General features: G+C 58.5%; 19 protein-coding genes and 5 tRNA genes. 17 read left to right on the forward strand and 7 right to left on the reverse strand.

Going from position 1 to position 20,641, the window contains the following annotated elements:
* Positions 1 to 26 precede the first annotated feature (26 nt).
* Positions 27 to 692, forward strand: coding sequence for a nucleotidyltransferase family protein (locus ACNKU7_RS12885; protein ID WP_418297399.1), 666 nt, complete (start codon positions 27 to 29; stop codon positions 690 to 692).
* On the opposite strand, the gene ACNKU7_RS12890 is transcribed toward ACNKU7_RS12885, so the two are convergent.
* The 3 genes from ACNKU7_RS12890 to ACNKU7_RS12900 form a co-directional block, all read right to left on the reverse strand.
* Positions 583 to 1,476 carry a M90 family metallopeptidase gene (locus ACNKU7_RS12890; RefSeq protein WP_418297400.1) on the reverse strand — a complete coding sequence of 298 codons (894 nt, stop codon included), beginning with the start codon at positions 1,474 to 1,476 and terminating at the stop codon, positions 583 to 585. The two genes, ACNKU7_RS12885 and ACNKU7_RS12890, sit on opposite strands and share 110 nt — an antisense overlap.
* A gap of 59 nt (positions 1,477 to 1,535) precedes the next feature.
* On the reverse strand, positions 1,536 to 2,228 hold the full coding sequence (locus ACNKU7_RS12895) for a 2OG-Fe(II) oxygenase (RefSeq protein WP_418297401.1): 693 nt from the start codon (positions 2,226 to 2,228) through the stop codon (positions 1,536 to 1,538).
* 187 nt (positions 2,229 to 2,415) lie between these two features.
* Positions 2,416 to 2,491 (reverse strand) — tRNA-Arg (locus ACNKU7_RS12900).
* Between the two features lie 439 nt (positions 2,492 to 2,930).
* On the opposite strand from ACNKU7_RS12900, the gene ACNKU7_RS12905 reads away from it, so the two are divergent.
* From ACNKU7_RS12905 to ACNKU7_RS12965, 13 genes are all read left to right on the forward strand, one after another.
* The gene (locus ACNKU7_RS12905; RefSeq protein WP_418297402.1) at positions 2,931 to 3,104 is read left to right on the forward strand and encodes a PA3496 family putative envelope integrity protein; all 174 of its coding nucleotides are present in this window, start codon (positions 2,931 to 2,933) and stop codon (positions 3,102 to 3,104) included.
* A gap of 303 nt (positions 3,105 to 3,407) precedes the next feature.
* Positions 3,408 to 3,752 carry an STAS domain-containing protein gene (locus ACNKU7_RS12910; RefSeq protein WP_418297403.1) on the forward strand — a complete coding sequence of 115 codons (345 nt, stop codon included), beginning with the start codon at positions 3,408 to 3,410 and terminating at the stop codon, positions 3,750 to 3,752.
* A 25-nt stretch (positions 3,753 to 3,777) separates the two neighbouring features.
* Positions 3,778 to 5,529 carry an ATP-binding SpoIIE family protein phosphatase gene (locus tag ACNKU7_RS12915; RefSeq protein WP_418297404.1) on the forward strand — a complete coding sequence of 584 codons (1,752 nt, stop codon included), beginning with the start codon at positions 3,778 to 3,780 and terminating at the stop codon, positions 5,527 to 5,529.
* Positions 5,530 to 5,603: 74 nt separating this feature from the next.
* Complete coding sequence (gene ccmA, locus ACNKU7_RS12920) at positions 5,604 to 6,284, forward strand: cytochrome c biogenesis heme-transporting ATPase CcmA (protein WP_418297405.1); 681 nt, start codon at positions 5,604 to 5,606, stop codon at positions 6,282 to 6,284.
* A 28-nt stretch (positions 6,285 to 6,312) separates the two neighbouring features.
* A complete protein-coding gene (gene ccmB / locus ACNKU7_RS12925; RefSeq protein WP_418297452.1) occupies positions 6,313 to 7,011 on the forward strand; it encodes a heme exporter protein CcmB in 699 nt (232 codons plus the stop codon).
* A 73-nt stretch (positions 7,012 to 7,084) separates the two neighbouring features.
* Positions 7,085 to 7,849, forward strand: coding sequence for a heme ABC transporter permease (locus ACNKU7_RS12930; RefSeq protein ID WP_418297453.1), 765 nt, complete (start codon positions 7,085 to 7,087; stop codon positions 7,847 to 7,849).
* A 13-nt stretch (positions 7,850 to 7,862) separates the two neighbouring features.
* Positions 7,863 to 8,105 (forward strand): heme exporter protein CcmD, encoded by a 243-nt coding sequence (gene ccmD / locus ACNKU7_RS12935; protein ID WP_418297406.1) that lies wholly within the window; start codon positions 7,863 to 7,865, stop codon positions 8,103 to 8,105.
* Positions 8,106 to 8,221: 116 nt separating this feature from the next.
* Positions 8,222 to 8,671, forward strand: coding sequence for a cytochrome c maturation protein CcmE (gene ccmE / locus ACNKU7_RS12940; RefSeq protein ID WP_418297407.1), 450 nt, complete (start codon positions 8,222 to 8,224; stop codon positions 8,669 to 8,671).
* On the forward strand, positions 8,668 to 10,671 hold the full coding sequence (locus ACNKU7_RS12945; RefSeq protein WP_418297408.1) for a heme lyase CcmF/NrfE family subunit: 2,004 nt from the start codon (positions 8,668 to 8,670) through the stop codon (positions 10,669 to 10,671). Before ccmE ends, ACNKU7_RS12945 begins: the two co-directional genes overlap by 4 nt.
* A 28-nt stretch (positions 10,672 to 10,699) precedes the next feature.
* On the forward strand, positions 10,700 to 11,281 hold the full coding sequence (locus tag ACNKU7_RS12950) for a DsbE family thiol:disulfide interchange protein (protein ID WP_418297409.1): 582 nt from the start codon (positions 10,700 to 10,702) through the stop codon (positions 11,279 to 11,281).
* The gene (locus ACNKU7_RS12955; RefSeq protein WP_418297410.1) at positions 11,244 to 11,840 is read left to right on the forward strand and encodes an IMPACT family protein; all 597 of its coding nucleotides are present in this window, start codon (positions 11,244 to 11,246) and stop codon (positions 11,838 to 11,840) included. Before ACNKU7_RS12950 ends, ACNKU7_RS12955 begins: the two co-directional genes overlap by 38 nt.
* 512 nt (positions 11,841 to 12,352) lie before the next feature.
* On the forward strand, positions 12,353 to 14,827 hold the full coding sequence (locus ACNKU7_RS12960; RefSeq protein WP_418297411.1) for a glycosyl hydrolase family 18 protein: 2,475 nt from the start codon (positions 12,353 to 12,355) through the stop codon (positions 14,825 to 14,827).
* 116 nt (positions 14,828 to 14,943) lie between these two features.
* Positions 14,944 to 16,602, forward strand: a complete 1,659-nt coding sequence (locus ACNKU7_RS12965; RefSeq protein WP_418297412.1) for a glycosyl hydrolase family 18 protein — start codon at positions 14,944 to 14,946, stop codon at positions 16,600 to 16,602.
* 185 nt (positions 16,603 to 16,787) lie between these two features.
* Here the strand turns inward: ACNKU7_RS12965 and ACNKU7_RS12970 are convergent.
* Both ACNKU7_RS12970 and ACNKU7_RS12975 read right to left on the reverse strand, forming a co-directional pair.
* Positions 16,788 to 16,864 (reverse strand) — tRNA-Asp (locus tag ACNKU7_RS12970).
* A gap of 48 nt (positions 16,865 to 16,912) precedes the next feature.
* Positions 16,913 to 16,988 (reverse strand) — tRNA-Val (locus ACNKU7_RS12975).
* A gap of 246 nt (positions 16,989 to 17,234) precedes the next feature.
* Between ACNKU7_RS12975 and ACNKU7_RS12980 the strand changes: the two genes are divergently transcribed.
* Entirely contained in the window at positions 17,235 to 17,882 is a 648-nt protein-coding gene (locus ACNKU7_RS12980; RefSeq protein WP_418297413.1) for a DUF4197 domain-containing protein, read from the forward strand.
* A 355-nt stretch (positions 17,883 to 18,237) separates the two neighbouring features.
* On the opposite strand, the gene ACNKU7_RS12985 is transcribed toward ACNKU7_RS12980, so the two are convergent.
* Positions 18,238 to 18,314: transfer RNA gene (locus ACNKU7_RS12985), tRNA-Asp, on the reverse strand.
* Between the two features lie 48 nt (positions 18,315 to 18,362).
* Positions 18,363 to 18,438 (reverse strand) — tRNA-Val (locus ACNKU7_RS12990).
* Positions 18,439 to 18,613: 175 nt separating this feature from the next.
* On the opposite strand from ACNKU7_RS12990, the gene ACNKU7_RS12995 reads away from it, so the two are divergent.
* Together ACNKU7_RS12995 and ccmI are read left to right on the forward strand one after the other, a co-directional pair.
* Positions 18,614 to 19,120, forward strand: coding sequence for a cytochrome c-type biogenesis protein (locus tag ACNKU7_RS12995; protein ID WP_418297414.1), 507 nt, complete (start codon positions 18,614 to 18,616; stop codon positions 19,118 to 19,120).
* Positions 19,117 to 20,400 carry a c-type cytochrome biogenesis protein CcmI gene (gene ccmI, locus ACNKU7_RS13000; protein WP_418297415.1) on the forward strand — a complete coding sequence of 428 codons (1,284 nt, stop codon included), beginning with the start codon at positions 19,117 to 19,119 and terminating at the stop codon, positions 20,398 to 20,400. The genes ACNKU7_RS12995 and ccmI overlap by 4 nt, the downstream gene beginning before the upstream one ends.
* Positions 20,401 to 20,641: the final 241 nt, after the last annotated feature.

Consider the following 20,641-nt stretch of genomic DNA (forward strand, 5'->3'; position numbering starts at 1 on the left):
CTTTAATAAACCACAGGGAAGACGGTATGGAATATTCAATTATTGTGCTGGCCGCCGGATATTCCCATCGTTTTGGCAGTGACAAGAGGCTCGCCAATCTCAATGGCGAGCCGATGCTGATAAAGACCCTGCAGAACATACTTTCCGCGGTCGGCGAAAGGGATGATGTGGGTATCCAGGTCGTCATCCGGGCCAGCGATCCCATTGTCAGTCCACAGCTAGCCAAATTGCCTGTGCAGGTACTGAATGCGCCGGTCTGGCCGGTGAGTATCGGCGCGAGCCTGTCGTCCGCGGTAGAGCAGCTTACCAGGCAGGGGGTTATCCCCAAGACCATGCTGGTCTGCCTGGGCGATATGCCCTTCGTGGAACCGGACACGATCCGGACCTTGCTTGCAGAGTCGGACGAAAACAGTATTTGTGTTCCGGTCTGTGCCGGCACCAGGGGTTACCCCATTGCCATTGGTCGCCGCTTCCTTTCCGCACTTTCCCGCCTGCGCCGCAGTGGCCTGGAAAAGGTACTTCGTCTTTATTACGACGCGGTGCGGGATGTGGAGGTACAGGATCCCGCAATCAATTGTGATATCAATCGCCCCGACGACTATTACGCAGTAGTGCGGCAGGATCTGTACGGAAAAATTTCTGCAGTTCCCGATATAACTGAGGATGTGCCGCTTCCATCTGCAACGGAATAATGAAATACGCTTCGGTAGCCACGGCAAAAAACTCTGCCGGCGATTGCGCTCCGTAGGTGTCCAGCACGGAGACGCGCTGGGTTCCGGCCGGGTTGGTAGTGTCGCCGGGTTCCTCGCCGCTATCACTTTCATGGTGCAGCGTATGTAGCCGCTCGCGCAGCTCGAAAAACGCCTCGCGCATTACCGGGCCCCAGGTCTTGCCCTCCGCGCTGTTGGCGAACAGCGGCCGGCCATCCACATAACCATCCTCTTCGTCCAGCTTGTGCGCAAATTCGTGGATCGCAACATTGTGACCCCGTTGCGGGTGGGTAAGCCCCGCCTTCAAATCCCCCCAGGAGATGACCACCGGCCCGCGATAATGCGCTTCACCGGCGCGTGCGCTCTGCCGCGTGGATTCGATATAGCCCTCGCGGTGTATTTCCTCGGCCACGTAAGCGTCAGGGTACATCAGCACCGTGCGCAGATCGGGGTAGCAGCTATTTTCACGCTGTAGCAGGAGCAGGCAGGCATGGCCGGCCACTGTGACCTGCATTTCTTCGCTAACTGACAGCCCGTCACATCCCACGAACTCCTTGTCGCGCAGGAATAGGCTGACGTTTTGCTGCAGTTCGCGCTGTTGCGCCGGCGCCAGGTAGCGGTAGAGGGCAAGATTTTCAGCAAGTAGTGCGATTTGCCGGGGTGTCAGTGTCCGGCTGCGCAAATAGCGCAGCCGACTTCGTTGCCAGGCGTGAGGAATGACCCAGACCAGAATCGCAAAAAGAATGACAGCGAGAAAAGTCAGCAAGTCGCCCTCCCGGCGTCGGCAACAGCAAAGGTCGAGTGATCCTGTTGGGCTTCGGCGGATTACGCTTTGGCTGTTCGCCGAAACTTTTCACCCAGCCAGTTTTGAAATTGCTTGAGCTTGTGGGCGAGGCGGCCGCGCTTGGCCTTGCGATCCTTGTCCTTGGCGCTGACCAGCCAGGCGATCTGTATCACCCGGCGCTCGCCTTCAAATGGCAGGTGGCCATGATAAGAATTGTCTGCGCGCTTGAATGCCGCCAGGGTGCCGTACACAGGTTGAATTTCGGGAATCACTGTCGCTTCGTAATCGCTGATGCTGTGCAGGAAGCGCAAACAGCCGTCGCTGGTCTGTTCCCAGTCGTCGTTCAGGTAGAGGAGCGCGGTGGCAATTTTGGATTTGCCATCGGTGTGGATATTGCCATGGCGTTTCTTGAGTCTTCGTGAAATCGATACATAGGTGGGGTACTGGGACAGGCGGTCTATGCCGAGTCTGTCTCCCAGGGCATCGGCGAATTCAGGCTCCGTCATACGCGCGATCAGTGCGTTCACGCTATCCCCGCACTCGCGGCTCTCATAAGGCAGGTAGCCGGCGCCTTTCAGTTTTGGGAAGTCTGCCAGCAGGGATGGCATGACATCGCGGGGCAGGGTGCCTCGTGACACCATGAAATTGAAAGGCTCGCTCTTTACCAGGGTCTCTTCACTGGAGAGAACGGCAGTCTGCAGCCAGCTACGGGCTTCCGCGGCGAATGTCGACATTATTATTGGCCTCTTTGTGGGGACTGTCGCGCAGTATCTGATCAGGCCAAACATATCAGAGCTGAGTACCCCAGCCAATTGCTGCCGTTTTAGGTCGTCGCTGAGAGTGGCCCCAAGTCACGCATGGAAAGGAGGCGGGTAGGCACAGGCGGAATTTAAGCAGGGTAACTGGGCGTAAACGCTGGAGTGGCGCCCCCGGGTGGACTCGAACCACCAGTCCGGACTTAGGAGGTCCGTGGTTTATCCTGTTAACCGACGGGGGCGGAAGGCGGCCATTCTAACCATTCGGGCGCTTCATGTCATGGTTGCCCGGGTTCTCCCCTTTTCGTCGGCTCCCGTTTGTGCGCCCTGCCACGTTTTGCGCAGTTGTTTCACCGCTGTCACCTAAGGTAACGCGCGCAGTATTGGGGTTACCAATGCGCCCCAGCAAGGCGCAGCCTGCCTGACGCTTTTAAATAGCCAGAAATTGTCGCGATTTGGTCACAAATTGGCGCTAATTTGGCGTCGCTTGCGGGGAGCTGGGCGGTGGTCGGGTCGGGATATGTTGGCGTCGGATCTATCTTTTGTAACCTTCGGAAAAACTGCCCGGGCGTGGCTTAAAAGTTGCTTGACCGAAAAAGCTTACGCTGGCTAATCTGCGAAAGCACAACAACAACAGACAAAGTGTTTCTGCCCTGGCAGATCGAGATTGTGGAGTTTTCTATGAACGGTAACGTTGACGAAAATGACATCGATTTTGATGAAGCTGACTCTTCTTTGGGAGATGAGCTGCTGTATACCCCTCAGAGCCCTCGCGACGCCCGCCGCATGGTCGAAGACCGGCTGGAGGAGATGCGACTGCGAAGGGAGCTGATGGACTATCAGTTAGACTTCTGACTCCGCCAGGAAAGCGGCCGGGAACCGGAGCCAAAAGCTCCGGTTCTTTGTTTTGGGGCATGCCAATCTTGACGGTGCCGGGTGCCGGGGGCCGGGATTCGGGGGCGGGAGGTTGCTACTATCCTGGGGCCCTGCGATCTTGGCAGTGGAACTGAAAGTATCCGGGCGCGGTTTGCATGCCTTCTGGCGAGGTGTATATTGGGGCGTCGTTTGTACGCTTTGCCCGGGCTTGGCCCCGGATTCGAATTGACGATGGAATGAGTGGGATATAAGCGGGACATATAAAGATAAAAGGAACTTCAGATGGTAGTTTCCGACAGGTTTGAAAGCCGGGTTTATTCGGAAGTTTCCGAGTCTGGTGAGACGCTGGTGATTCGCGTATCCGGCCACTTTGATTTCAATTTGCATCGGGAATTTCAGCGTGCTTACCGCAACGTGATACCCGCGCCCAAGAAAATTGTCCTGGATCTTTCTGCCACCGAGCACCTGGATAGCGCAGCCCTGGGGATGCTGCTATTGCTTCGGGATTACTGTGTCGAGGTCGGCCGAGATCGGGCTGAGCCTGAGGTCGAACTGGTGAACCCTAACGCCCACGTGTCTCATATCCTGACCGTTTCAAATTTCGATCGGATTTTCAGCATTCGCTGATCATCCGTCGCCACTGTTCTTCAGCATGCCTGACTTCCGTATTCTTATCGTTGAACCTGACGCGCAGGAAGTCGCGGATATCCAGGCGCTTATTCATAATTGGGACTACACCACCGAGCAGGGGCGGGCGAGGCCGGCACTGATTTGCACGGTTGGCAATGCCGCAGAGGCGGTTTCGGTGTACGAGGAGTTCCGTCCGGAGCTGATCATATTGGGGCCGCTGGCGGCGCAAAGTGCAAGCCCAGCCGAATTGCGCCGTTTACGGCAGCAAAGTGGGATCGAACCGGTACCGATTCTGTTTGTGCAGGAGCTGCAGGAAAATGGGATTGTCCAGGAACCGTTGAGCGGCTGTGACGATGTTCTGACCAAGCCTTACAGCCCGGCACTTGTGCAATTGAAGCTGGCATCGATTCGCCGCTTCTGCGACTTCAGCCGATCGCTGATCGCCCAGCGCGACAGGTTGCGCAGGCATCACGCGGACTTCCTGCAGGAGCAGGCAAATGCGCGGGAAATTTTCAGCAATCTCGGCAATGAGAGCTGTCTCGACGTAACTCCAGCAATTCGCTACCACCTGTCGCCGAGAGCGGTTCTGAATGGTGACCTGCTGGCGGCAACGCACTCCCCTGATGGCAAACTGGTGCTGATGCTGGGGGATTTCGCCGGTCACGGGTTGGCCGCCGCAGTCGGTGCCGTGCCCCTGACATCTATTTTTTACTCCATGGTGCCGCGCGGGTTTTCATTCAATCGCGTACTCCGGGAAATAAATCGCAAGCTCTACGATATTTTGCCGCGACAGATGTTTTGTTGCCTGGTAATGCTGGAGTTTGATCCGCGGCGCAATCACCTGCGACTGTTGAATGCCGGCATGCCGAGCCCCTGCCTGAAAAGCGTCAATGGCGAGCTGCGAATGCTCGAATCCCGTCATCTGCCACTTGGCGTGCTCGCGATGGATCAGGTCGAGCGCTCAGTGGTTAACCTGCGTGTGCGCCCGGGAGATCGGTTGTACCTGTGGAGCGATGGCGTTCACGAAGCGCGCAATGGCGAGGGCGAGCACTTCGGCGAAGCCCGATTGCTGGAATTACTCGGGGGCGGCAGCGGCGACAAAGGCGTGGGAGAGGGATCCGCGTTTGAGCGCATATTGCTGGCGGTAAATGCGCATGCATCGCAGCAGCACGACGACCTGTCGCTGGTCGAGCTTGATCTGACTGATGAGTCGCTTTTTCGCGGTGCCGCTGCCGACGTTGAGTGCAGCAGTGAGCGGAGAGGTGGGCGCATCGGCGAGTGGTCCATCAGGCTGCGCCTGGCTGAAGCGGAGCTGCGCAACGCCGACCCGTTGCCACACCTGCTCAGTATTCTGGCGCAAATGCCCGGTGCGGCCCGCTTCCAGGAGGAGTTGGCCATCGCGCTCAGCGAGCTATTTAGAAACGCCCTTGAGCACGGTGTGCTCGGGCTGGATTCGTCGCTGAAATGCACCGATGAAGGTTTTGTGCATTACTACGACCTGATGGCGGAGCGCCGCAGTGAGTTGGACTCCGGCTGGATCAGCATTGGCCTGCGCTGCCGCGACTGGGGCGGCGGCGGGGAGCTGTTCCTGGAAGTAGAAGATAGTGGTGCCGGGTTTCCTCAGGTGAGCGAGAAAAAGGGTATTTATTCCGGACGGGGGCTGGGGTTGCTGAATTCCGTGTGCCGGCAAGTGGTCACGCGGCCCGGCAGCAGCCATGTGCTTGCGGTGATCGACTGGGGCGAGCCGGTCGGCGGTCAGGCCGAGACGTTATAGGTATCCGCGAAATCCGCACAAACCCGGGTTGGGCCGGTATAATGCCGCCTAATTTTCGTCAACGTCGGTGTGTCATGGCCTCGAACCTCCCGGGATCGCTGGAAGTGCGGAACCTCTCTTGTGAAAGAGACGGTCGCCCGTTGTTTTCCGGTCTCAGTTTTTCCCTCGAGCCGGGCACCGCGGTGCAGATTCTCGGTGCCAATGGCGCCGGTAAAAGCACTCTCATCCGTACCCTGGTTGGCAGTGCCGACGATTTCAGTGGTGAAATCCACTGGTGCGGCACGCCTTTTCCCTCAGCCCTTTCCCGAATGCGCCAATCCCTGCTCTATATTGGTCACAAGGCTGGTGTCCGCCGCGGGCTGACACCACTGGAAAATCTCGCATGGTACGGTGCCACTCGCGCTGATGCATTTGCGGCGTTGGCGGCGGTGGATCTTTACGGCTTTGAGGATGTGCTCTGCCAGCAGTTGTCCGCAGGCCAGGGGCGCCGGGTCGCACTGGCGCGGTTGTTTTTGCCTTCGGCGCCGGTGCTGTGGATTCTGGACGAGCCATTGGCGGCGCTGGATGTACGCGGGGTGGCGAGCCTGGAAAAGCGCATGTCCGAGCACCTGACGGCGGGTGGCAGCGTATTGCTGACCTCGCACCAACCGGTAAACCTGAACCCCCTGCAGCACGTGGATCTCGCCGATTATCAGGTTTCTTATGTTCCTGCGGGCGAACTCTCGGCGTCACAGGAGTCGCACAGTGCCGACTGAATCTGCAGTTGCCGGTGATGAGCGCGGTATGGGAGTCAACAGGTTGGACACTGCCACTGGCCCCGGTTTTTATACGCTGTTGCGCACTGAGCTGCTGCTGGCGCTGCGCAGTCGATCCGATATCGTAAACCCGCTGCTGTTCTTTGTGACGGTGCTGGCGATGATGCCGCTGGGCATTGGGCCGGATCCGGAGATGCTCTCGCGCATGGCGCCCGGGCTGATCTGGGTCATGGCATTGCTGGCGACGTTGCTGTCCCAGGAGTCACTGTTCCGTGGGGATTTTGAAGACGGGTCTCTCGAGCAGCTTTCACTGCAACCACAGCCGCTCTATTTTGCCGTGCTGGCAAAGGTCGCGGTGCACTGGCTGGTGACCGGCCTGCCACTTGCGGTGTTGTCGCCTATGCTCGGGATGATGTTGAACCTTTCCGGCGCGGGCTATCTGCCGTTGGTGATTTCACTGTTATTGGGAACGGCCAGTCTGAGTCTGATCGGTGCAGTCGGTGCCGCACTGACCGTTGCCCTGCGTCGTCCGGGGCTGCTGCTGGCGTTGATAATTATGCCGCTCTATGTACCCGTGTTAATCTTCGGCACCGGAACGGTGCAGGCTGCGCTGGATGGGTACAGTTACAGTGCCCAATTGGCCGTGTTGGCGGCGATTCTCGCTGCAGCGCTGGCGCTGGCGCCCCTTGCTGCGGCTGGGGCCGTGCGGATCAGCCTGGATCACTAAATCGGGATATTTGCAGGTAACTTCCCATTACCCGTTTGCCGCAGCGGTTCGCGGCGCAACAGGAGTCATGACATTGGCCTGGCAATGGTTTCACAGACTGGGATCTCCGCGCTGGTTTTATCAAAAGACCAGCGCCTGGCTTCCGTGGTTGGGCGGCGCCGGCCTTTTGCTGTTGCTGGTGGGCTGTGTATGGGGTCTTGGTTTTGCGCCCGAAGACGCGAAACAGGGCAACAGTTACCGGATCATCTATATCCACGTGCCCGCGGCCTTTCTCGCCCTGGCCGGGTACTACATCATGGCGATTTGCGGCGCCATTGGCCTCATATGGAAGATGAAGCTGTCGTTCGTGGTCATGCGCGCGGCGGCTCCCATCGGCGCGGCGCTGACCTTCATCGCGCTGTTCACTGGTGCCGTGTGGGGCAAGCCGACCTGGGGAACCTACTGGGTCTGGGATGCCCGGATCACCTCCATGTTGATCCTGTTTTTCCTCTATTTGGGTGTCATGGCACTCTCTGGCGCGTTTAGCCGCGAGCAGACAGCCGACAAGGCCAGTGCGCTGCTGGCGCTGGTCGGAACCGTCAACATCCCGATCATCTACAAGTCGGTTGACTGGTGGTTCACCCTGCATCAGCCGGCGACCCTCAAGCTGACGCAATCCAGCACGATCGACCCCAGCATGTTTTACCCGTTGATCACCATGATCGCCGGTTTTTACCTCTTTTATGCCTGGGTGCTTACCCTGCACACCCGCACGTTGATATTGCAGAGAGAGTGGCGCACCCAGTGGGTTCGGGAGCTGATGGGATCGTCATCAGCGGCCGCCAGTCGCGCGCATTGAGCGAGGAACAATCATGCAGTTTCAGTTTGACAGTCTCTCCGCATTTTTCGCCATGAATGGCCACGGCCCCTACGTATGGGCGGCTTACTTTGTTGCGGCTGCGGTACTGGTTGCCCTCGCGGTGACGCCTGCGCTGCGCCAGCGCCGGATGGCTCGTGAGTTCTCCCGCCAGTTGCGGCTTGAGGAGGCCCGCCGTCGTGCCGCGAAGCCGCAGGTCGCTGCGCGGGCCGGCGGTGAAGCCGAAGCGGTCAAGTAGCGCCCCTGGCCGCAGACGGCGGAAACCCAATTAGCCTGGGGCGGGCAGAGGCCTGAGTGCTGTGCCCCGCATCCAATTTCCAGATTTAGTAACCCTTAGATAGACCCCGGACCAACATGCATCCAGCCCGAAAACAACGTCTGATTCTGGTGATCCTGCTGGTGGTGCTTTCCAGCGCTGCTGCGGGTTTTGTGACTTACGCCATGCGCTCGAATATGGACTACTTTTATGCACCCAGCGCGTTTGTCGCGGGTGAAGTCCCATTCGAGAAACGCATTCGCGCCGGCGGTTGTGTGGTTCCGGGCAGCGTCGTGCGAGACAAGGACTCCCTTGATGTCCGTTTCGCGCTGACCGACGGCAATGCGGAGCTGGAGGTGGTCTTCGACAAAATCCTGCCAGACCTGTTCGCGGAGGGTGAAGCTGCGGTGGTAACCGGCAAGCTGCAAAAAGACGGGTATGTGCGTGCGGACCAGGTTCTGGCCAAGCACGATGAATCCTATACACCGCCCGAGGTGGCCGAGACTATGCAGAACCAGGCGAGCTGCAGCGGAGATGCCAAGATATGAGTCCTGAGCTGGGCCACTTTGCCCTGATTGTTGGTTTGCTGCTGTCAGTGGTGCTGGCAGTGGTGCCGCTGCTTGGCACCTACACGGGCCGGGTTCTCTGGATGGATACCGGTCGCCCGCTGGCCCTGGGTGTGCTGGCGTTTACGATACTGGCGTACATCTGCCTGACCGTTGCCTTCGTCAACAGCGATTTCACCGTGGCGTATGTGGCGCAGAACTCCAACAGCATCCTGCCGATGATGTACAAGATCACGGCTGTGTGGGGTGGTCATGAGGGGTCGATATTGTTATGGCTCCTGATGCTGTCGGGTTGGGCTGCGGCGGTGGCGCTGTTCAGTCGCCAGCTGCCCGCTGTGCTCGTCGCGCGCGTGCTGGCGGTACTCGGGATGCTGATGGTTGGCTTCTTCCTGTTCATCCTGCTCACATCAAACCCGTTCGACCGTATCCTGCCGTTCCCGCCCAACGATGGGGGCGACCTGAATCCGCTGTTGCAGGATCCGGGTATGATCATTCACCCGCCACTTCTGTATATGGGGTACGTGGGTTTCTCAGTGGCGTTTGCCTTCGCCATCGCTGCCTTGCTGGAAGGTCGCCTGGACAGTACCTGGGCCCGCTGGGCACGCCCCTGGACCGCTGTGGCCTGGTCCTTCCTGACACTGGGCATTGCGCTGGGCAGCTGGTGGGCTTACTACGAGCTGGGCTGGGGTGGCTGGTGGTTCTGGGATCCGGTTGAAAATGCCTCTTTCATGCCGTGGCTGGTGGGTACCGCACTGTTGCACTCCCTCGCGGTTACTGAAAAGCGGGGCCTGTTCCGCAGCTGGACTATCCTGCTTTCCATCTTCGCGTTCAGCCTGAGCCTGTTGGGCACCTTCCTGGTGCGTTCCGGCGTGCTGACTTCAGTGCATGCGTTCGCGACGGATCCCCTGCGCGGCGGATTTATTCTCGCCTTCCTGGCCATAGTGGTGGGTGCTTCGCTGTTGCTGTTCGCGTTACGCGCGCCAGCGGTGAGTGCCGGCAGCGTGTTTTCGTTCCGGGCGCGGGAAACTTTCCTACTTAGCAACAACGTGCTGTTGGTGCTGATTATGGCGGTGGTGCTGACCGGCACCCTGTACCCGCTGCTGGCCGATGCGCTGAACTGGGGCAAGATCAGCGTGGGGCCGCCGTTCTTCAATATGTTTTTTGTGCCACTGATGCTGGTGCTGTGTGTCTTGCTCGGGCTCGGCATTCACGCCAACTGGAAAGACAGCAAGGTACAAAAGCTGCTGCGCGCCTGGGGCGCACCGGCGGCGGTTGCGCTGATTGGCGCGCCGGTAGTGACCCTGCTGGCCGGGGAGTTCCACTGGGGGGCAATGCTGGCGGTGTTTGCCGGGCTGTGGGTGATCGCGGCGAGTGCGGCGGATATCCTCGCCAAATCCCGCAACGCCGAAACCCTGTGGGCTGGATTGAAACGCCAGCGTGCCAGTTTTTATGGCATGCATCTGGGGCATATCGGCCTGGCACTCTCTGTGCTCGGCGTCGCCCTGACTACGGTCTACAGCATCGAAAAGGACCTGCGCATGTCGCCTGGCCAGAGTGCTGAGATGGCGGGGTATGAGTTTACCTTTGAGGGCGTGCGCCAGGTGCGTGGTCCCAACTATCGTGCCTCCGAGGGCGTACTGTCGGTGCGTGAAGGCGGGCAGGTAGTGGCTGAGCTTCATCCCCAGAAACGCAATTACCTCTCCGGTGGCAACACTATGACCGAGGCGGCGATCGATACCAGTCTTTTCCGGGATCTCTACGTGGCCCTGGGTGAGCCCATGGACAAGAGCAACCTTTCCGGCGATTGGGCTGTACGCCTGCAATACAAGGCGTTTGTTGTGTGGATCTGGCTGGGTGCTGCACTGATGGCACTGGGTGGAGGCATTGCCGTGGCCGACAAGCGCTACCGCAAAGTCACCGCCACGCGAGCCAGCCAATCCGCGGGTTCGGTAGCCGGCGGTCAATCGCCAGCTGCAGTCTGAGTATGCGTGACAAGGAAATACGGAAACTATGGGTCGCCTGAAACTCTTCCTGCCCCTGATTATTTTTGCCGCGCTTGCCCTGCTGTTCTGGCGCGGGCTGTCGCTGAACCCGCAGGAGATGCCGTCGGCACTGCTGAACAAGCCTGTACCGGAGTTTGCCCTGCTGGACGTGGAGGCCAATCGAGAACTGCAGAAATCGGATTTGCCAAAGAAACCACTGCTGCTCAACGTATGGGCTACCTGGTGTGTTTCCTGCCGAGTGGAACATCCGTACCTGAACAAGCTGGCGGAAGAGGGCGTGCCGATCATCGGTATCAATCTCAAGGATGACAATGACGCGGCGCAGAAATGGCTGGAAAAATTCCACGATCCCTACGTTTTCTCGGTAGCGGATGTGGAGGGACGCCTGGCCCTGGATCTCGGTGTGTTTGGTGCACCGGAAACCTTCCTGGTGGACGCCGGTGGCACCATTCGGTGTAAACACGTCGGTGTTGTGGATGACCGCATCTGGCAAACCAAATTGCAGCCGTTGTACGAGCGTTTACAAACTCAATCCTGGGACGAATTTTCTGGTGAGCTACCAGATTCCCTGCTCGCCCGTTGTCACTGAAACGGAAGAAAAAAAGAGCCGTTTTATCTGCTGGCTGGGGCCAGTAACGGATAAGACGGCTTTTTTGCATCAGCTGGAGGCCGCCCGTGCCCAGTACCCGGATGCTTCTCATCATTGCACGGCGCTGGTAATTGGCAGCCCGAGTAACCCGGATGTCATGCAGGCAGACGATGATGGAGAGCCGGGTGGCAGTGCTGGCCGACCTATGCTCGAACTGCTGTTGAAGCAGGAGATCGGCAACGTGGGTGCGATTGTCACTCGCTACTTTGGCGGCACCAAGTTGGGTGTGGGTGGGTTGATGCGTGCCTACCGCGGTGCGGTTGGTGCGGCGTTACAGCGGTCTGAGTTGCGCCCGCACGTGCCCCTGGTTCATTGCCGTATCGCCTGTGATTTTGCCGGCGAATCGCGCCTGCGTTTCCTGGTTACACAGCACCAGGGGGTCTGCAGCGGCGTCGATTACAGCGACAAGGTGCGCATTGATATCGAGTTGCCGGAAACTGAGTGGACTCAGCTCCAGTCCAAGCTCCTTCCTGAAGGATTTGAGGTCTGCCCGCAATAGGGGCGGCGCAAAATTTCTCCCCCAAACACTTATTTGCCACTCAGCCGACAGTTTCCCGCTTCCCTGGCGCGGCAGGCGACGGCTGGTTTGACACCGCTGTCAGTCGCCAACTAGCTTGACAGCGCTGTCGGCCAAAAGCCGTAAAGCGCACTGTTCAAAATTCATTCCTAAAAGGGGTGGTGTCGATACGCAGCATCCGGCCCTTGCGGCCAATGCAGTTGCTGCGAGCAGCCGCAACACCGCGGCAGGGCGTACTTCCCGCTAACGAGATTCCCTGCTTCATTCTCGCAGCGGTCGCTTTGGCAGCTCCTTTCCTGTTTGCTGCCGAAGCTCCGGTTGTGAGCCGATCGCCCGAGGGCTGAGCGGTTCTGCCGGCACGGCTGATTTTCTTGCTGGTCATGCCGTTTCGTTTCTCCGTCTTATGCCCCCGGTGCGGTTGTAGATGTGCCTTCAAAACAGGTTCAACGCCTGTTCCCAAACTTCCGAATCTTCGACTGGGAGAAGAAGACTCTATGAAAACAAAAATAAAAATTGTGTCTATGTTGTTCAGTTTGCTGGGTAGCGTCGGCGTCGCAGCCTACGACTGCAGCAATGTCGCGGAGTATGAAGAGGGTGCCAGCTACGGCTCGGGTGCCACAGTTCAGAGCGGAGGCAATGCCTATCGCTGCGATGTGGGTGGCTGGTGCTCACAGGGTGGACCTTATGCACCCGGCACCGGCTGGGCCTGGGCCAATGCGTGGAGCGATCTCGGAACCTGCGAAGTTTCCAGTTCGAGTAGCAGTTCCAGTGGCGGATCCAGCAGTGGCTCCAGTGGCGGCAGTACGAGTAGCTCGGGATCTGGTGGTGGCGGAAGTTCCAGTAGCTCGGGCGGGTCTTCCGGTGGTGATAGCTGTCCGGCTTATGTGGCTGGATCCAGTTACAACGCTGGCGATGTGGTAAGCAATGCCAGCGGCTATTACGCCTGCTCGGTAGGGGGCTGGTGTTCTTCGGGGAACAGCGCGTACGAACCGGGAGTCGGTTGGGCATGGGAGCATGCCTGGGCTGCAACTACGGCGGAAGCCTGTGCCGGCGGCAGCAGCAGTGGCGGCAGCAGCGGCGGAGGAGGCACGGTGCCGGATGAGTTCTTCTGTGCGCCCGAGTGGAAGACCGGCACGCTCTATACAGCTGGCAGCATCGTGGCTTATCAGGGCATAGCTTACCGGGCATTGGTGGATACCCACTCCATTACTCCGGACAACACCACTTATCCTGGGCAATGGGAAGTCGCCGGCTATCCGGATGACGCCCTGTGCCCGGTGCCGATTCCCAATGATATCGACTATGGCGAAGCGCAACCGGTGGCGGGCAACCTGGATGCGGGGCTGGTGAATCCCACCGGTACTGTTGGTGCCGCGCGCATTGCGAATACACAATCTACGCTCAGCGGTACAAAGGGTGGCGTGGATCCCGCGACTGACAATGGCGGTGACCACGGTGGTCTTGACGTGGATAACGGCGCGCGCGGTTCCAAACTGGTGCCTGGCAGCCTGCCGCTTCAGCACAATACCTACGACCTTACTGCCGGCACCGAAATCGTGACTTACATCGGCGATTGGGCGATCTACGGCCGGCGTTACGATTTCACCAAACTGGCGGCTTCCAACCTCAATCGCATCGTGTACGGTTTTGCCGGGATTTGCTACCCGGATGCCAAGAACGAACAGGACGGCGGTTTCCCAACAACGGCACCTGCTGCGGTCATGCGCACCTGTAATCAGAGCAATTTGCCGGACGGCGCCATGGCGGTTGCGGATTTCGAGGCAGCGTTCCTGCGGGATGTGGGCGTTGCGCCCAAAGGTGTGGTCGGCACCGAGAGTATGTATGAGCTGGACAAAGACAAAGTCGGCGGTGTGTTCGGTGTGTTGTATCAGCTGCGCCGGCAAAATCCACAACTGAAGCTTGACCTGTCCATTGGCGGCTGGACGCTCTCGGAAGGCTTCCCGTGGATGGCCCACGACACCGCGCGCCGCAAGGCCTTTGTGGACTCCGTAGTGCACTTCCTCGAGCGTTTCGATTTCGACGGTGTCGATATCGACTGGGAATACCCGGGCAGTGATGGCGCAGTCGCCGGAATGGCGCGGGAGGACGACGGTGAAAACTATGCGCTGCTGATCCGGGAGTTGCGCGCCGGCCTGGACTGGCTGAGCGAAAAGACCGGCAAGCCGTATCGCCTGTCTTCGGCCATCCCTGCGGGCCTTGGTCGCCTTGAGCGTATCGACTGGTCCCAGGTGCACCCGTACATGGATCGCCTGTATGCGATGACTTACGACCTCACTGGTGCGTGGGAGCGTGAAATCTCCCATCACACGCCGCTCTACAACAACCCCAATGCCGTGGGCTCGTCCGCGGGCACTTCCGCAGACTGGACACTGACCTATCTGCAAAGTCTCGGTGTGCCCGCCAACAAATTGATGATTGGCGCCGCCAATTATCATCGATCCAAGGCGACCGGCACGGATGACATCCTTGAGTTCACTTATGGTCTTACGGGCTCAACCAGTTACGGCGATGGTAACTGGAGTGGTGCCAATCTGATCCTGGGTATTGCCGGGCTCGGCTCCTGGGAAGCGGGCGTTATCGAAGGTTACGATCTTTACCAGAATTATCTCGATCGCAATATCAATCCACGCAACGGCTACTGGCTGTACACCGATAAAGAAGCCAATGCGGATTATATCTTCAATGACACCGTCGGTGCGTTTATTTCCGTTGAAACCCCGCGCACTGTAGCCCTCAAGGCACAGTATGCAAAAGATAACGGCCTTGCCGGGATCTTCTTCTGGATGGCTGAGCAGGATAACGGCTACAACCTGAATACCGTTAACCATGTACTCGGCAACAGCCTGGTGAGCGGCAGCTCGGATGGCGATCCCGCAAGCCAGATTCCGGTCTGTGGGCGCAATATCACGGCCGCGGAGTGTGAGGCCCTGATTGCTCCGCTGAAGTAGGCGGAAACCGCGAACGGATGTAATCAAGCCAGCCGCGCAACCTGAAATACGCGGCTGGCTTGATTCCTCCACCACGACCTATTTATCCAATTACCAATAAAAATAATGGAGTTGCTATGCAAACTGGTTTTTCATCGAATGTTTCGCGGTGGATTACTGCAGCCCTGTTGATATTCGGCGCATCGTCGGTGTCCGCTTATGACTGCAGTGGTCTTTCCGAATGGGAAAGTGCGGCCACTTACAATGGCGGAGCCCTGGTGCAATACGAGGGTACGGCCTACAAGGCAAATTGGTGGAGCCAGGGAAACAACCCTGCCCAGTTTTCCGGCGACTGGCAGGAGTGGACGGCGCTGGGCCAGTGTGATGGCAGTAGTTCCTCCGGCGGTTCGTCCTCGAGTTCATCATCGGGCGCATCATCGTCTTCTTCAGGATCATCATCCGGTTCTACCTCCTCTTCATCGTCTTCGAGCGGTTCCTCCGGTGGATCCTCTGGTGGTGAGGTGTGTGCCTCGCCAGAATATGTGGCCGGTACGGCTTATGCGGCGGGCGAACTGGTGCAGAACGTCGGGTACGAGTATCGGTGTGATATCGCCGGCTGGTGTTCGTCAGCCTCCGCCTGGGCTTATGAACCGGGTGTGGGTTCCTACTGGGATCACGCATGGACAGAGGTGCGGAGCTGTGACAGCTCATCGAGTTCCTCGGGTGGCTCGTCTTCCGGCAGTGGCAGTTCCGGTGGCTCAAGCAGCTCATCCAGTGGCGGTTCGAGCGGCAGCAACAGCAGCCGGATAATTTCCGGGTACTGGCACAATTTTGACAATGGCTCGGGCGTGATTCCAATTGCCGATGTATCCGACGCGTTTGATACGATCAATGTATCGTTTGCCGAGCCAACCGGTTCGGCTGCTGGTGAAATCGGTTTCGTGCTGGACCCATTATTTAACGAGCAGGATTTTATTGACGGGATTCAGGCCAAGCAGGCCGCGGGCAAAAAAATAATTATCAGTATCGGCGGCGCCAATGGCCAGGTGCGTCTTGAGAGCACTCAGGCGCGCGATAACTTCGTCAGCTCCATGATCGAGATTATCGACCGCTATGGCTTTGATGGTTTGGATGTGGATTTTGAGGGGCACTCGCTGGAGCTGAATGCGGGCGATGTGGATTTCCGCAATCCCACCACCCCGGTGATCGTCAACCTGATCGATGCCCTGAAAGCACTCAAGGCGCATTACGGTGAAAGTTTCATGCTTACCATGGCCCCTGAGACTTTCTTCGTGCAGCTGGGGTACAGCTTTTACGGTGGATCCTGCTCCGGTTGCGATCGTCGCGCGGGCGCTTACCTGCCGGTGATCCATGCGATGCGCGATGACCTGGATTGGTTGCAGGTACAGCACTACAACTCCGGCGCCATCATCGGCCTCGATGATCAGTATCACACCATGGGCGTTGCGGATTTCCATATCGCCATGGCGGATATGGTTTTAACGGGCTTTAACGTGGGCGGTAACCCTGATTACTACTTCCCGCCCTTGCGGCAGGATCAGGTGTTAATTGGCTTGCCAGCGAATGTGAATGCCGGTGGTGGTTTTACCTCCGTCAGTGAAGTGCATGCGGCGTTGAATTGTCTGGTGAAGTTGCAAGGGTGTACGACGTACACGCCGCACACCGAAACCGGTTGGACAGGGTTGAGGGGATTAATGACCTGGTCTATCAACTGGGACAAATTCAATAATTTTGAATTTTCTACGGAGCACCGGGCATTTTTGGATGAGTTGTGAGGGTGGTTGAAGTTTGATTCGGAGGGTGCCGGTGCCGGGCTGTGTCCGGTGTCGGTACCTCTCACCTTTCGGGCGCCTGGCGGCGTCTTAAATTGCTGGCGCAATTTGATCGAACTTGGGTTCTCGCACGCCGATCTACCACATACGAAAAAGGCCCACACTTTCGTGTGAGCCTCTTTCGTATGTGGCGGACCGGACGGGACTCGAACCCGCGACCTCCGGCGTGACAGGCCGGCATTCTAACCAACTGAACTACCGGTCCGCATTCCTGACTACCCTTTGAAAACTCTGCCAGGCAGATGAAAGGGATTGGTGGGTGGTACAGGGGTCGAACCTGTGACCTACGCCTTGTAAGGGCGCCGCTCTACCAACTGAGCTAACCACCCCGCGTCAGGAGCTGCGTATAGTAATGATTGTTTTCGGAGTTGCAACGATTTTTTTTAAAAAATTTTTGAATGGCTGTATCCAATGATCTTTGGTCATTTTTGGAGCGATGTCGGAGAGTGGAAACGCGTCACCATGGAATCGGGGGATTTGGGGTAGCATGCGCTTTTCTGAATCCGAATGGGGGAATTTCTGTGAGGCGATATGTGCTAATTGCTGGGGTGTTGGCGGTGACGGGCTGTCAGAATATGGAAGCCGTTTCTCCCTGGATTGATGTAGGGAATCAGATCGCGAAAAACGCCGGTTATGACACGGACTCGAAAATGGCGGGGGCCATTCGTGAGACGTTGAATGTCAGTACCGACAGGGCCGCAACTGGATTGTCTCAGGTGGGTGCATTCCGGCTGCAATTACCCGCAGCGGCGCGGCCGGTCGCTGACAGTCTGCGCCAGTTTGGATTTGGCAGCTACGTGGATCAGCTGGAAACGGCGATGAATCGCGGTGCGGAGCAGGCGGTAGCGGAGGCTGCGCCGGTATTCAAACAGGCAATCGCCAGTATGTCGGTTCGCGATGCCCTGGGTATCGTTCGCGGCGGGGACACTGCGGCCACTGATTATTTCCGTGGGCAGACCGAGAGCGCCTTGCGGATGCGCTATCAGCCCATTGTTGAGGCAAACCTGCGCAAGACCGGGTTTTACGACCAATACAAAAGCATGCTGGCGGTTTATGAAAAACTGCCGATTGCGAACAAGCCGAGTGTCGATCTGGAGCGTCATGTAATTGATAGCAGTATGACGACACTGTTTGGGCGCATTGGTGAGGAAGAGACGTTGATCCGCAGGGATCCCGTTGCACGGGGTAGTGTGCTGATCGGGCAGGTCTTTGGTGAGGGGTGATTCTCCCAAGGGGTAAGCGGAAGGGCACGCGCATCGCGTGCCTTTTTGTTTTCGGACGGGACTGATTCGCCGCTGCGCTGCTCACCCTGCGGGCGCCTGGCGGCGTCTTAAATTGCTGGCGCAGTTTGATCGAACTTGGGTTCTCGCACGCCGATCAGCCATATACGAAGAGGGGCCACACTTTCGTGTGTCTTTTTGTTTTCGGACGGGACTGATTCGCAGCTGCGCTGCTCACCCTTCGGGCGCCTGGCGGCGTCTTAAATTGCTGGCGCAATTTGATCGAACTTGGGTTCTCGCACGCCGATCTACCACATACGAAAAAGGCCCACACTTTCGTGTGAGCCTTTTTCGTATGTGGCGGACCGGACGGGACTCGAACCCGCGACCTCCGGCGTGACAGGCCGGCATTCTAACCAACTGAACTACCGGTCCGCATTCCCGACTACCCTTTGAAAACTCTGCCAGGCAGATGAAAGGGATTGGTGGGTGGTACAGGGGTCGAACCTGTGACCTACGCCTTGTAAGGGCGCCGCTCTACCAACTGAGCTAACCACCCCGCGTCAGGAGCTGCGTATAGTAATGATTTTTTTTCGGGCGTCAACGCCTGTTGGAAATTTTTTTTGTCTTTCAAAGAGTTAAGTCTGGTTTGGGTGGCGGCATTGGCTTTCTGGCGCTGTGTCCCGAGTCATTGGCACTGCTATAATCCGCCGACATTTCGCCGGAGAACTCCTGTGCTGACCAGACGCTTGAAAACGCCCTTCATCGCCATGCTGACCCTGCTGTTCGCAACGCTGGTACAGGCATCCGTGGAAGTTGAGCCGCTATCCAGCAAAGAGCTGCAGGCTCGCTACCAGATTCTGATTGAGGAGATGCGCTGTCCCAAGTGTCAGAACCAGAACCTCGCGGGCTCCGATTCCATGGTGGCTTCGGATTTGCGGCGGGAGATCCGGCGGTTGCTGGAAGAAGGGTTCAGTGATCAGGAGATCAACGATTACATGGTCGCCCGCTACGGTGACTTTGTGCTCTACCGGCCACCTCTGCAGCGCAACACCCTGGCTTTGTGGCTGGCGCCGGGGATTTTTGCCGCGCTGGGGTTGCTGACCCTGGTGACGATTGTGGTGCGTTCGCGGAATGGTCGCGGCAACCGTCAGGACACTGAAATAGAAGAGTTGAGCGCCGAAGAGCAGCAACGGCTGGCCCGGTTGCTTGGGGAAAGTGCGCAGGAGCAAGAGAAATGACGGAATTGTGGATATTGCTTGCGCTGCTCGTGCTGCCGCTCGCGGCCTTTATCGCCTGGCCGGTTTTACGTCGGCGCAGGAAGATTTCCGGCGCTGTAGGTGCGGAAACTGCAGGTGCCGAAGCGGCCCAGAAAGCGCTGTTTCGCGAGCATGTGGCTGAGCTGGAGCAGTCCCTGGCCAGTGGCGCGATTGATGAAGCTCAGTACCGTTCGATGCACGCGGAACTGGCGCGAAAGTTTTTGAAGGAAGAGGGGCCGGCGTTCCAGCTTGCGGAGGCGAACCTGGGCGGGCGGGGATTGCTGTTCGCACTGGTCTTTGCGGTGCCTTTCTGTGCGGTAGGGCTCTATCTCAGCTGGGGCGCGCACGATGACCTGGCGCTGTACCGGGATATTGTGGCCAGTCAGTCCGGCCAGGCTGACATGGACAGTGAGGCCCGTATCACCCAGCGCCTGCGGGAGCGGGCCGAGTCTCATCCGGAGGATCTCACGGGGCGCTATGTGTTGGCGCAGCGCCTGCTGGTCAGTAATGACCTGCAGGGAGCGGTTACCCAGTACCGTTATATCGTGGCCCACGAGCCCGGTGCTGTCGCGATCCGGGCGGAGCTTGCGCAGGCACTGTTTTTTGCCAATGGCTCCCGCATGACCCCGGAGGTCAGCGCCGAGGTCGCCAAAGTTCTGGAGGCCCAGCCCGGCAATACCACGGCGCTGGGACTCGCGGGTATTGCCGCCTTCGAAGAAAAGCAGTTCGGTGAGGCCCGATCCTACTGGCAGCAGGCGCTGGTTCAGATGACTCCCGGATCCAATGCCTACCAGGCGCTGGCCGCCGGTGTTGCCAGGGCAGAAGCCGCATTGGCCAAGGCCGGGGGAGATGTTAATGGTGCGGCTACCACTGCCAAGTCGGGCGTCGCAGAGGCGGCGGAGGTTGCCGACAGCGCTGCCGGCGAGAACAGTATCCGGGTCAAGGTTACCCTCTCGGATGCGGCCAGCGCTGCGCCGGAAACCCCAGTGTTTATCTATGCGCGCACGGCGGAAAGCCCGATGCCCCTGGCAATCGTCCGCCTGACGGCGGCAGACCTGCCGGTAGAGGTGGTGTTGGACGAGTCCCGGGCCATGATGCCGAGCCGCAGCCTCAAGTCTGTGGACGAAGTGGAGCTGGTGGCGCGCCTGGCTGTGAGCGGCAACGCGCGGCCGGCACCGGGCGACTGGCAGGGGCAGGTCAAGTCATTGCCTCGCAGCGACTGGGGCAAGCCCGTCGATATCGCCATCGACGAAAAGATCTGACCTGTTTCGTATCCGATACGGAGTATTGGGCGGCAGTGGCAGCAGGCCGTTGCTGCAGATGGGAGTGGCTGGTCAAAAATAGCGCTGAAACCGCGCTCCCAGCGATGTACAATCGGCGGTTTGCAGTGGCAAAACGGCGAACTGCCTGCAATTGGTAGTCAGATTCCCCAAATCAATCAAGCAAATTACAACGAAGAGCGTTCGGCGGTTATCTCTATCCGCACGGGCGCCGGATGTTACC

The sequence above is a fragment of the Microbulbifer weihaiensis genome, from assembly GCF_048323715.1.
Classification (GTDB): Bacteria; Pseudomonadota; Gammaproteobacteria; order Pseudomonadales; family Cellvibrionaceae; genus Microbulbifer.

Coding starts and splice junctions, on each gene's coding strand:
- ACNKU7_RS12885 (WP_418297399.1), top strand. CDS start 27: ATGGAATATTCAATTATTGTGCTGGCCGCCGGATATTCCCATCGTTTT.
- ACNKU7_RS12895 (WP_418297401.1), bottom strand. CDS start 2,228: ATGTCGACATTCGCCGCGGAAGCCCGTAGCTGGCTGCAGACTGCCGTT.
- ACNKU7_RS12905 (WP_418297402.1), top strand. CDS start 2,931: ATGAACGGTAACGTTGACGAAAATGACATCGATTTTGATGAAGCTGAC.
- ACNKU7_RS12910 (WP_418297403.1), top strand. CDS start 3,408: ATGGTAGTTTCCGACAGGTTTGAAAGCCGGGTTTATTCGGAAGTTTCC.
- ACNKU7_RS12915 (WP_418297404.1), top strand. CDS start 3,778: ATGCCTGACTTCCGTATTCTTATCGTTGAACCTGACGCGCAGGAAGTC.
- ccmA (WP_418297405.1), top strand. CDS start 5,604: ATGGCCTCGAACCTCCCGGGATCGCTGGAAGTGCGGAACCTCTCTTGT.
- ccmB (WP_418297452.1), top strand. CDS start 6,313: ATGGGAGTCAACAGGTTGGACACTGCCACTGGCCCCGGTTTTTATACG.
- ccmD (WP_418297406.1), top strand. CDS start 7,863: ATGCAGTTTCAGTTTGACAGTCTCTCCGCATTTTTCGCCATGAATGGC.
- ccmE (WP_418297407.1), top strand. CDS start 8,222: ATGCATCCAGCCCGAAAACAACGTCTGATTCTGGTGATCCTGCTGGTG.
- ACNKU7_RS12945 (WP_418297408.1), top strand. CDS start 8,668: ATGAGTCCTGAGCTGGGCCACTTTGCCCTGATTGTTGGTTTGCTGCTG.
- ACNKU7_RS12950 (WP_418297409.1), top strand. CDS start 10,700: ATGGGTCGCCTGAAACTCTTCCTGCCCCTGATTATTTTTGCCGCGCTT.
- ACNKU7_RS12960 (WP_418297411.1), top strand. CDS start 12,353: ATGAAAACAAAAATAAAAATTGTGTCTATGTTGTTCAGTTTGCTGGGT.
- ACNKU7_RS12965 (WP_418297412.1), top strand. CDS start 14,944: ATGCAAACTGGTTTTTCATCGAATGTTTCGCGGTGGATTACTGCAGCC.
- ACNKU7_RS12980 (WP_418297413.1), top strand. CDS start 17,235: ATGGAAGCCGTTTCTCCCTGGATTGATGTAGGGAATCAGATCGCGAAA.
- ccmI (WP_418297415.1), top strand. CDS start 19,117: ATGACGGAATTGTGGATATTGCTTGCGCTGCTCGTGCTGCCGCTCGCG.